Origin of the sequence: Chitinophaga sp. (assembly GCF_035761305.1) — a bacterium.
Classification (GTDB): domain Bacteria; phylum Bacteroidota; class Bacteroidia; order Chitinophagales; family Chitinophagaceae; genus Chitinophaga.
Genome location: NZ_DASTRI010000216.1, coordinates 24,777 through 35,851, shown reverse-complemented (window position 1 = coordinate 35,851; position 11,075 = coordinate 24,777). Strand labels below are relative to the sequence as shown.

Genomic DNA, 11,075 nt, shown 5'->3' with positions numbered 1-11,075 from the left:
AAAGCCCGGCCGCTTGGTACGACCGGGCTTTTTGACTGCACGCAGGGTTACTTATGTGCAGTGAATACCTGGCCGTTTATACCGGAAGTACCATTCAATATTTTCATTACTATGCTGCAGTTTACTGCATATGACGGGGCAGCTGCCTGGTAGCTGTTTACCATTCATGCCTGTAAATCGTATGCCCGTTATATTTAGTAACTGCATTTGTATGTTGTTGCTTTTCTTTTAATCAAAACATTTATTCCATTAAAATAAAAAACCCCGCAATTGCTTGCGGGGCTTGTGTTATATCGAATTCGTCATTTCAACTATTCTGCAGCATAACATGCCCCGCCAACGGTGCTGTCCTCCAGGGGACTAAAGCCGTTCGTTGCGATTTTATGTAATTGTATGCGTTGCATGTTTTGCTTTTTATGATTTTTTTAACAGTGCAAAGATGAGAACATTTTTTTGATAAAAACAACTTTTGATAAAAAAATTGTATAAATTTTTTTTCTGCTGTTACTAACGTAAACGGCTAATGGATTTGATAATTATTGCTATGGGATAAGGAGCGGTTGCAAAAATGCTATAGGTATAAAGTGATGAAGCGTGCGGGCCGACAGTGCTTGCAGGAGCGTGCAGTAATGCGCTATATGGGGGTAATGTTAGGGTTAGTGTATAGGCTCATTTAAGATAATGCATAACGATAGCTGCAAAAAGGAAAGCACTTCCGGCCAGGTTAAGGGTGGTCCTTTTTGTTGCCCCGGCAATGCCCACGGGATAGGGTTATAAAAATACATGCTGAACGCAGGTGTAAAAGTGTATTTTCCCGCAATGCTCCCAGGAATTGCCATAAAACTACCTGATGCCAGGCTGTACCTGTAATGCCTGTTTTTACTCTTTTCCTAAAATAGGCCACTAACATTTCGAAGCACCGGTCCCAACCGTTTTAAAATGTCTTCAAAATGTTAAAAAAACAGCAAACAAGGGACTTCAACCATGGAAATTATTTAAATTTTAAGGATATTTGTTATACTTTTTTATAACCGCAACTATTCCAAACACAACAGGACCATATACCTGTAGAAAAACTTATTATCCGTGTCAACAAGGAGAACTGTGAAAATGAAGAAACCTATACGGCGCAGCGCCAAGCTGTTTGTAATTCCTATTGTACTTTTTTCTTTTTTATTTGCCGCAAATGTGTCGTCCGGCAGCCGCAGGGGGCTAAAGCGGATGCCCGCACCGGTACCTGCCGCCAGCGTAAGCAGCGCCATGGTGTATGACAGCCTGCAACTGGGCGGAATGGGCCTTTCCCAGGAAGCGTTCATGTACGGTTTAGCAGGCTTTAACCACCTGCTGGCCGATGGCAAGCTCCGCAATGATAGCGTGATTGCGATTGTGGACTTCAGCCTGCCCTCTACCCAGAAGCGCCTGTTTGTGATTGATGTTAAAAACAGCAGGCTGCTGTTCAATACCCTGGTATCTCATGGCAGAAACTCGGGCAAGCTGAATGCAACCAGCTTTTCCAATGCCATTAACAGCCACAAGAGCAGCCTGGGATTTTATATTACAGATAACACCTACATAGGCGAGCACGGCCTTTCTTTACGCCTGAAAGGCACAGAAAAAGGCATTAACGACAATGCGATGAGCCGGGCTATTGTAATGCACGGCGCCAGCTATGTAAACGAAGATTTTGCCCAGAACCAGGGATATATTGGCCGCAGCTTTGGCTGCCCCGCCATACCGGACGAGATACATGAGGAAGTGATTGAAGCGCTCAAAGGCGGTACCTGCCTGTTCATTTACAGCGATAATAAAAATTATATCGCCCACTCAAAAATGCTGAAATCAAATAAGGCCCTTGCCATGAGCACCCCGGTGCTGTAGACCAAGGGCATTACTTATAAGCCAAGCCGCGGCGGCAGGGTACGGGAGGGCCTCCCTACTTTGCCGCCGCTATCATTTTGGCATCTGTAAACATCTTTTCCGCCAGCCGGGCGTCGTGCCCGTAAATATCTTCGCGGAACTGCAGGGTGTTATGCTCATCTACCCAGGCAGTGTAATAGGTTACCAGCACGGGCACCGCATGTTTAATGCGTACATATTTTTCCTTGTCGCCTTTATTAAAGGCGCTGTCTATTTTTTCAGGTGTCCACTCCGGCATATCCTGCAGCAGGTAATTGGCCATCTTAAGGGGATCGCTCAGGCGGATGCAGCCATGGCTGTAAGCCCGTTTATCTTTTTCAAACAGCCACTTGGCCGGCGTATCATGAAAGTAAATATTAAAGCTGTTGGGGAACAGGAACTTTACGTGGCCCAGCGCATTCTTTTTACCCGGCAGCTGCCGTACTACCGGCAGGCCGTTCCGCTCACCCGTAATCTCCATATCATTCTCTTCCAGGTAATGCTTATTCTTTTCCATGGCCGGTAGTATCTCCTTGCGCACAATGCTGCGGGGCACATGCCAGTAGGGATTAAATACCACCTGGTTCAGGTCGCCGGAGAACTGCGTAGTGCTGCTGCCTTCCTTACCTACTACCACTTCCATATCAAACACTTTCTTATTACCGTCCCAAACATGCAGCATGTATTCCGGGATATTCACTATTATCAGCTGCCCCTCCGGCCTGCCGGGCGCCCAACGCATACGCTCCATGTTTATTAACAGCTGCTGTACCCTGGTTAACGCCGGCACATTCATATCCTGTATGATCGTGTCTGTGATAATACCGGTAGGCGTATACCCATGGTTTTGCTGAAAACTTTTTACCGCTGCTTCCAGCGTATCGTTAAACAAAGCTGTGGTATCGGCGCCGGCCAGCTCGCCGGTGATCTGCAGCCTTTTCTTTACCAGCTGTATGGCGGGTGCGCTATCTCCTTTCCTATATTTTTTCTTATCGGCTGTAACGGCCGGCCAGCCGCCCTTTTTGGCAATACCCGTATATTTTTCCAACTGCTTTTCCATAGCTGCGTAGCCCGGGTTATCGGCTTTATACTGCTCATGTTCACGGCTGTCTATAGCCAGCACGGAGTCGGCCAGCTGCAACACGGGCTGTTTGCGGATGGGTATAAACTGTTCCAGCTGGCTTGTGCTTATATCGTCATACTTATTGAGAGCATACTGTATAAAACGTTGGGTAAGCTGCAGCTCTGTTTTAACAATGCCGGGATCATGGGGGTTAACGGTGCTGTCGTCATCGTTCATCAGCGCATCCTGCCGGGTTTCCAGCCGCCGTGTACCTTCCGTGGTATCTTTGCTGTAATGGTAAAGGCTGCGGAAGCCGCGGGCCTGCTCTGTTAACCCCAGCTCATCAAACCAGGCGTACTCAAAATTACGGGCATTATAAAAGCTGCGCATTGCATTGGCAATAGTATCGCCAGGGTTTTGCGCTGCTATATATTTTTCAACGGCTGCACTGTCGAGGAACAGGTTGTTATAGGCGTTGCTGCTGTTTATTGCCAGGTTACGCGGCGTAATTTCGGGTTTACCTTTATTATTGTTCTGCTGCCGGCAGCCAGCCAGCAGCAGGAGCAAACCGGCGGGCAATAGTACGATGAGCCATTTCAGTTTCATGGTGTAGTTTCTTTCTTTATATACGACGCCCATGGCGTAAAGCGTTTCACGCGCTCCATCCAGTAGCTGTAATGCATATCTACATCTGTATATGGCAAACCGTCGGATAGTTCAATCGTCATGTTGGTCAGCTGCCAGTCGTTTTCATCCAGGTGCCATTTAAAATGATGAGATGCATTTGTGTTATACCCTCCATCTCCTGCAACTAACGTGCCTGCAACAATCTTATTCCGCTGGTCTGCCGGTAACGCTAACTGTGCATTGATTTCCGCAATAAGGGTAGTATTGGTATCAGCCACCGCTACCACAAAGGCAGTGTCCTGCCATTGCCAGTTTGCGGCAGCATCATTTCTCATGCCTACTTCGTAATAATGGTAGTGGAGCGGTGCGGGTGCGTTGTCTTTTTTGCACGCAAAAAGGGGTAATAGCAGTAATGCTACAGTGCATGGTTTCGTCATGGGTTGTTTTTTATGGAACGCATGGTTGTGGGGATAGGTTACAGGTTTTTTTTGAGCTTCTTTGCAGGGCTCTTTGGGGCTTCTTTGCAGGTACGGCACCGGACTGCGCCCGCCTGTGTGAATGACGATGCAGCTGTATCAAGCGGAAGTACATTAGTACTACACCAGGCTTCACCTTACGTGGCACGCCGGGCAAGGTCCGTTAGCCGTACCTGCAGGAGAAGCCGTGCGAAAGGCAGTAAGTGATTGTGATGGAAGTGCATTAACACTACACCAGGCTTTATATGCTTACAGCTGCAGCTTCAGGCCCGCTTTATTGAGGCCCTTTACGATGCCCAGTACGATAACGGCATATAAAACGCACCATAGCATACCGGTGTAGCCCTGGTGCATAAAGGCCGGGTACTTTACCTGCAACAGCTCCAGCAGCGCGTAAATAACAAATGGGATCGTGTATGTTAACAATGGGTTGACGGCGGCAGGACGGAAGAAGTTAGTCCACCCGCTGAGATGCCTGCGGTCTATAAGCCAATACAGGAAGGCGAACAATATGCAGCAGATGGCGGCGCTGTACAGGCACCAGGTTGGCGTTGCATATATCTTGGATATTTTAAAATACGGGCGCAGGAAATAACCGGCTACCAGCAATATCAATGCAAATCCACCGGCCTGTATAAACCGCTGCTGCACGCTTCGCTGCGTAGCCTGGTCAAAGAAAATAAGCGACAGCACAATACCGCTCAACACAATAGAGGTATGCGCCGCATTACCGCTTTGATAAGTAATCCAGCGCCAGGCGGCAGACTGCTGTACTGCCGGCTGATGGCCAATGATGTAGAATATCGTGCATGCACCTATCATGGCCAGCAACCCATATACATTTCCCCTGAACAGCTGGTAAAAGATACAGCTGTATAAATAGGCCCAGCCAATTAACCCTAGTATGCCCCACCAGCGCGGCTGCAAATATTCAGTACCATCGTCGCCGCCGCGGTAAATAAATGCCAGCGCCACCAGTCCCGCAATGCCAATTCCTTTCAGCACATATACCACCGTACGGTTAGCAAGCTTATACACCGCCCACACCAGCAGCACGCATACAAAAAACAGCAGTGACCACAGGTGAACAGACATGCCCATAGCAGCCTCATTATACCCGCCTTCTGCATTTACCATAAACACCCCCAGCACCAGCAGGCCCAATGTACGCCAGCCAATATGCTGCTGCAGCTGCATAACGCTGTCGCCCTTGGCCAGGCGCCGGTTAATGGCAAAGGGAACAGACATGCCTACAATAAACAGGAAAGCAGGAAACACCACATCCACAAAGGTCATGGCATCTGCATCTGCCGGCATGTGCTTCATCCAGGGAGCAATGCCGCTTACGCCGGCCAGCTCATTTACAAATATCATTACCAGGATGGTAATACCGCGGAAAGCGTCGATGGAAAGTATGCGATGCGTGGATAATTGGTTGATCATGTACAGGGCGTGGATTTAGATTGTATTGAAAAGTAATACTTAGCATTGATAATTGCAATTTTATAATCCCTTTCACATAAAAACTACTGGAAAAATAAGTTACTCCACGTATCTTGGAGGTTTAAAGCAGCTAATATGACTTTGAGGTTTAAGAATGCCTGTATGCTGGCCTTCTCCGGGCTGGTAATGACAGGAGCGCAGGTGAACGCGCAGGTAGAGCAGCCGCGGAAAATACAGGGACAATCATTTACAGAAAGCAAACCCCTTGCCTATGTGGATCCCTATATCGGCTCCGGCGGACATGGACACGTTTTTGTAGGCGCCAGCGTTCCTTTTGGCGCAGTACAGGTAGGCCCGAACAATATTGTAAAAGGGTGGGACTGGTGCTCCGGCTACCACTATTCCGACAGCGTGGTGATAGGGTTTTCCCAGACACACCTGAGCGGCACCGGTATTGGCGACCTGGGCGATGTGCTGATTATGCCCTACACCGGCGATGTAAAAACCAACCACGGCACACAGGAAAATCCTACCGCGGGCTATGCATCGCACTACTCCCATTCGCGTGAAATTGCGCGGCCGGGGTATTACGCTGTGCACCTGGATGACCGGGATATACAGGTAGAGCTGACCGCCTCCGAGCGCGTAGGCTTTCATAAATACACTTTTCCCAAAGGCCAGCCTGCCCATATTATCGTTGACCTGAAAGAAGGCATTGGCTGGGATGCGCCGGTAGAAACCTACATCCGCCAGAAAGATGAGTACACCCTGGAAGGCTACCGCTTTTCCAAAGGATGGTCGGAAGACCAGCGCCTGTGGTTTGCTATTCAAAGCAATGTACCGCTGAAAAACTTTGCGGTATATGACGGCGACCAGAAGAAAGAAGGCACGGAGCTAAAGGCAAAATTCACCAAAGGCATCATATCCTTTGACAAAGCGCCGGGGCAGGTAATGCTGAAAGTAGGCATATCACCTGTGAGCAGCGAAAATGCGCTGGCTAACATTAACGCGGAAATTCCAGGATGGAACTTTGCCAAAACCGTTGCCGCTGCTAATGCCAAATGGAACAAAGAGCTTAGTAAAATAAACGTACAAACGGCAGATGATGCCAAAAGGCGGGTATTCTATACTGCTTTGTATCATACCATGATAGGCCCTGCCCTGTTCAATGACCACGACGGCACTTACCGCGGTACAGATAAAAAAGTATATCAGAACCCGGGCTTTGACAACTATACGGTGTTCTCACTGTGGGACACTTACCGTTCTGCTGCGCCGCTAAGCACCCTGATACATACCGACCGTGTTAACAGCTTTATAAACTCCCTGCTGGCCATTTACCAGCAGCAGGGCAAGCTGCCTATATGGCCGCTGATGGGCAGCGAAACCAACTGTATGGTAGGTTACCATGCCGTGCCGCTGATCGCAGACGCTTACCTGAAAGGATTTAAAGGCTTTGATGCCGCTGCTGCGCTGGAAGCCATGAAAGTATCTTCTACCCGCGACGACCTGGGCATGCAATACATAAAAGAGCGCGGCTACATACCGGCAGATAAAGAGTATGAGTCCGTATCAAAAGCCATGGAATATGCTATTGACGACTGGTGCATTGCTGCCATGGCTAAGAAAATGGGCAAGATGGATGTTTATAACACCTATGCCAAGCGCGCTGCTTACTACAAGAACTATTTTGACAGCACCATCCGGTTCGTACGCCCCCGTATGAGCGACGGCAGCTTTAAAACGCCGTATGATCCTTTCCAGTCTATTCACGGGAAAGGCGACTTTACAGAAGGTAATGGCTGGCAATACACCTGGCTGGTGCCGCAGGATGTGGAAGGACTGATTAAGCTGATGGGCGGCGACGCTGCTTTTACCAAAAAGCTCGACAGCTTATTTGCCGCCAAGGGCGATATGGGCGCGGAAACCTCTCCCGATATTTCGGGCCTGATAGGCATGTACGCACATGGTAATGAGCCCAGCCACCATGTTACCTATATGTACGCCTATGCCGGCAACCAGTGGAAAACCGCTGAAAAAGTACGGCAGGTAATGCAGGAGTTCTACACTACCCGGCCCGACGGCCTGGCCGGCAACGAGGACGTAGGCGCCATGTCATCCTGGTACATATTCTCTTCCCTGGGCTTTTACCCGGTAAACCCGGCCAAAGGCATTTATGTTTTCGGCAGCCCGGTATTTGACAAGGCCAGCGTACAGTTGCCCGGCGGCAAAACCTTTACCGTACAAACGCTGAACAACAGCGCAGCTAACAAATACATACAAAGCGTTACTTTAAACGGTAAGCCTTATACGAAAAGCTATATTCAGCATGCTGATATTTTAAAAGGCGGCACCCTTGCCATTACAATGGGCAACAAACCGAATTATGATTTTGGCAAGGCGGAGGCAGACAGGCCGAACTCGCTCATAGAATGAGCGGGTTAATTACGAATTGTCAATTACGAAATGTACATTCATGAGCACCCAAAAAAGTAAATTATGAGTGAGAATAATTACGAATTGGGCGATGGTTATTTAAAAATTGTGTTTGTAAGATAATCAGGTATAACTAAGATTGATTGGAATTGATTGATTGATTGGAATTGTAAATAGCAATAGATACTGTTGAAATTATTCATAATTAAAAAGTCCTGCACCGTAAAGATGCAGGACTTTTTATTTCAAAAACGTTTTAGTGCTAATTATCTTCAAAAAATGCCGGTGCGCTTTACTTTCCGTATTAAACGATTTGTGGTTAATTACATCTGCGGCTCCGGAATACTACTCATCACTTCAGTTGATTACTCGAATTAACAGCTCCTACACGCCGCTATATGTCCATCACCTCCAATTAATTGCCAATTCATAATTCACGTATTACGCGCTAATCGCGTGCAATACATCGGGTGTTAGCTCGCCGAACAGCGATACCCCTGATGCGCCGTTCTGCACGGCCAGGCTTACAGCACGTTTCAGATCGTCCATATTGCCGTGGAAGTCGGGCAGGAACAAGCCGGCGTACAGCGGAAAGCGGCCTTCCAGCGCGCGTATGCCTTCGGCTACGGCATCACCTATCCAGCTTACATCTTCCCGGTAAAAGCCGTGGTATATCATGGGGTTTACAGCATCCAGGTGCCAGTTGCTCCAATCCTGCCGCACAATGCGTTTGGCTATTTCCGGCGTGGGAAATACGGCAGCGGTAATGGGCTTTTTATGCTGCTGCGCCACTTTGGCCAGGTTGTTTACAATATTGGTAATACGGTCATAGCGGAACTTTCGCCACGACGGGCTTTGGTCAGGATGCTCCATTTCCAGCGGGTCCTTGCCTTTCTCCGCCTTATAGGCGTTACGGCAGGTTTCGCAGTAGCAGAAATCATATTCCGGCAGCTCCCTGGACTGGTCTATGCCGTATTTGCTCCACAGGTTTACGGGCAGTATTACATCGCAGTAGCGCACATAATCCAGGTGAATACCATCTACATAATCTTTGGAAAGAATGCTTTCTACCTGTTCTTTCAGGTAATTGAGCGTTTCCGGCTTGCTGGGGCACAGCCAGCGGTAGTAATCAACATAAGGCGGGTGGGTAGCGCAGGAGTCGCCTTTGCGGTTTACAGAGTACCATTCGGGGTGGGCGGCCAGCAGCTCCTTTTCACCGCGGTTCATGGTCCATATCCAGCGGTGGGCATTAATGCCGTTCTTTTTAGCAATGCGGAAATGCTTTTCACTGTCGGCCTCAAAGTATATATCGCTGATGCCGGCTTTTTTATAGCTGGCATACCTTGCCTGTATATCGGCTTCGGCATCCTGGTGGTTGGGATTGATCCATACCCGGTGCGCTATTTTTTTGGGCGCGGCTGCTTTTGCCTTGCCATCTGCAGCTTTGGCCACTGCCGGCAATCCTGGCTGCATAAGCGCTACGCTGCCTACACCCAGGGTTTTTATAAAGTTACGTTTATTCATATGTGGGGAGTTTAAGGCTTTTGAACAGGTTGTGCGGAGAATTGTACGTAGCCCCATTTCTGCGGTACGTGCATATTGATAACTCCCTGCGGCGACCATACCCAGTTATGTTCCGGTAACGGTTTGCCGGTGGCGGGGTTGGTTTTCTTAACGTACTGGCCGCCCTTTATATCGGTGTCCCATTCCACCCGGGAGAAGTTGATACGCCATACGGAGCGGTCTTTAGGCACGTCCGGTATGCCCAGCAGGCGCAAGGCTTTAAAGGGAATGGCCATTTCCACGGTCCAGGATTTATCTTTATCTGTGGGTTTGTTTAATGTGCCGTTTATGCCAATGGCTGTTTTCATGCCTTTGGCATCCCAGGTCATAAGCGCATGCCCGCCGTCGTTATACGTGCGCGGCATAAACAGGTCAAAAACGGTATTGCGGGCATTCACCTCTATTTCAAAATATTCTTTGCCGTCGCCGTCAGGATCTATGAACACTTCAAAATCATTATCGTGGAAGATAATGGTATCGCGCTGCAGCAGCTTGCCCCAGATGTGCGGCTCTTCCAGCTCCGCGGCTATGTAAAGGTATTGATCGTCCCACAGCATTTTCAGGCGGGTGCGTAAGGGCGGCGCCGGGCGTTTGTCGCCTTCAATGTCGGTGAAGTCCTGGCTCCAGGCGGCCTGCTGCCATACCGCGTCGCTCAGCTTACCGTCAATGGCCGGTTGCTGTTTGGTGTGATAGCAGGTATAGTGCAGCGGCTCCACATTTTGAGCTTGTGCAAAAGCAGCTGAAAAAAGTAATAATCCCCCGGTTAAAATATTACGGATGCTACGTTGATAGAAAGTAAAAGGATGCATATATCGTAAAGATAGGGAATATGCAATAGTTTTTTTTACTATATCTCTTGCTGCAACATGCAGCCATTGACGACGGGCGGGAACAATTTATCAAACGGTTAGCCTGCGCCGGTAACAGCGCAGGACTCCCCGATGAAATCCGATATTAAAAACTGTCCGTTCCACTTGTTCACTGCCCCTGAAGGTTATATGCCAAATTACCGGCCGGTGCTCCGCGCATTCAACCTGCCTGTCCGCTTATGTAATTCCGGTTTGCGGTTTGAATCTATTCCACTACTTTGGCAAGGCATTACATGCGGAAGAGCAAATTACAATTCGCTATTACAAAGCAAGCATTTCCCGCTTACCTGTGCAATAACTCATTATTTAAATAGTAACTACTTAAATAAATATGCTTATGGCGGAAAGGAAGGTAAATTCAAGCAACTACCAGAACCAAGCTTTCCTGGAGAGTAAATGTACGCTGAACGAGCTGCTGGTGCTGTTAAGCCGCAGGTGGTTCACAGAAATCCTTTTCTGTATTGAGGAAGGTAATAACCGTTTTTCAGGCATCAAGGAAGAGCTGTCGCCCATTACAGACCACATACTGGCCGACCGTTTAAAGCTGCTCGAAAAGAACACGCTCATTACCCGGCAGCATTTCCAGGAGGTGCCTCCCCGGGTGGTGTACACGCTTACAAAAAAAGGGGAGGAGCTGTGCGCGCTGCTGGAAAAGCTGTGCGATTTTTCCGGCACCATTCCCAATATCTGCTAACAGCGCCG

8 protein-coding genes are annotated in these 11,075 nt (G+C 48.6%); 3 read left to right on the top strand and 5 right to left on the bottom strand.

Features of this window, described 5'->3' with window-relative positions:
- Window positions 1–1,110: 1,110 nt before the first annotated feature.
- On the top strand, window positions 1,111–1,878 hold the full coding sequence (locus VFS25_RS18150) for a murein L,D-transpeptidase catalytic domain family protein (RefSeq protein WP_326463586.1): 768 nt from the start codon (window positions 1,111–1,113) through the stop codon (window positions 1,876–1,878).
- 55 nt (window positions 1,879–1,933) lie between these two features.
- Here the strand turns inward: VFS25_RS18150 and VFS25_RS18145 are convergent, their stop codons facing one another.
- The 3 genes from VFS25_RS18145 to VFS25_RS18135 form a co-directional block, all read right to left on the bottom strand.
- Window positions 1,934–3,565 (bottom strand): L,D-transpeptidase family protein, encoded by a 1,632-nt coding sequence (locus VFS25_RS18145; RefSeq protein ID WP_326463585.1) that lies wholly within the window; start codon window positions 3,563–3,565, stop codon window positions 1,934–1,936.
- A complete protein-coding gene (locus VFS25_RS18140; protein WP_326463584.1) occupies window positions 3,562–4,023 on the bottom strand; it encodes a hypothetical protein in 462 nt (153 codons plus the stop codon). Before VFS25_RS18140 ends, VFS25_RS18145 begins: the two co-directional genes overlap by 4 nt.
- Window positions 4,024–4,311: 288 nt before the next feature.
- Window positions 4,312–5,505, bottom strand: coding sequence for a DUF5009 domain-containing protein (locus tag VFS25_RS18135; RefSeq protein WP_326463583.1), 1,194 nt, complete (start codon window positions 5,503–5,505; stop codon window positions 4,312–4,314).
- 135 nt (window positions 5,506–5,640) lie between these two features.
- Here VFS25_RS18135 and VFS25_RS18130 point away from each other — a divergent pair, with 135 nt between their 5' ends.
- Window positions 5,641–7,941, top strand: coding sequence for a GH92 family glycosyl hydrolase (locus VFS25_RS18130; protein WP_326463582.1), 2,301 nt, complete (start codon window positions 5,641–5,643; stop codon window positions 7,939–7,941).
- 441 nt (window positions 7,942–8,382) lie between these two features.
- Here VFS25_RS18130 and VFS25_RS18125 read toward each other — a convergent pair whose 3' ends face one another.
- Entirely contained in the window at window positions 8,383–9,465 is a 1,083-nt protein-coding gene (locus VFS25_RS18125) for a family 10 glycosylhydrolase (RefSeq protein ID WP_326463581.1), read from the bottom strand.
- Window positions 9,466–9,476: 11 nt separating this feature from the next.
- On the bottom strand, window positions 9,477–10,220 hold the full coding sequence (locus VFS25_RS18120; protein WP_326463580.1) for a carbohydrate-binding family 9-like protein: 744 nt from the start codon (window positions 10,218–10,220) through the stop codon (window positions 9,477–9,479).
- A 490-nt stretch (window positions 10,221–10,710) separates the two neighbouring features.
- Here VFS25_RS18120 and VFS25_RS18115 point away from each other — a divergent pair, with 490 nt between their 5' ends.
- Window positions 10,711–11,067: a helix-turn-helix domain-containing protein gene (locus VFS25_RS18115; RefSeq protein ID WP_326463579.1), complete on the top strand. Its 357-nt coding sequence runs from the start codon at window positions 10,711–10,713 to the stop codon at window positions 11,065–11,067.
- Window positions 11,068–11,075: the final 8 nt, after the last annotated feature.

What these genes read in the sequence shown, in the direction of transcription:
- VFS25_RS18150 (WP_326463586.1), top strand. Translation starts at nt 1,111, where the DNA reads ATGAAGAAACCTATACGGCGCAGCGCCAAGCTGTTTGTAATTCCTATT.
- VFS25_RS18135 (WP_326463583.1), bottom strand. Translation starts at nt 5,505, where the DNA reads ATGATCAACCAATTATCCACGCATCGCATACTTTCCATCGACGCTTTC.
- VFS25_RS18115 (WP_326463579.1), top strand. Translation starts at nt 10,711, where the DNA reads ATGGCGGAAAGGAAGGTAAATTCAAGCAACTACCAGAACCAAGCTTTC.
- VFS25_RS18130 (WP_326463582.1), top strand. Translation starts at nt 5,641, where the DNA reads ATGACTTTGAGGTTTAAGAATGCCTGTATGCTGGCCTTCTCCGGGCTG.
- VFS25_RS18125 (WP_326463581.1), bottom strand. Translation starts at nt 9,465, where the DNA reads ATGAATAAACGTAACTTTATAAAAACCCTGGGTGTAGGCAGCGTAGCG.
- VFS25_RS18145 (WP_326463585.1), bottom strand. Translation starts at nt 3,565, where the DNA reads ATGAAACTGAAATGGCTCATCGTACTATTGCCCGCCGGTTTGCTCCTG.
- VFS25_RS18140 (WP_326463584.1), bottom strand. Translation starts at nt 4,023, where the DNA reads ATGACGAAACCATGCACTGTAGCATTACTGCTATTACCCCTTTTTGCG.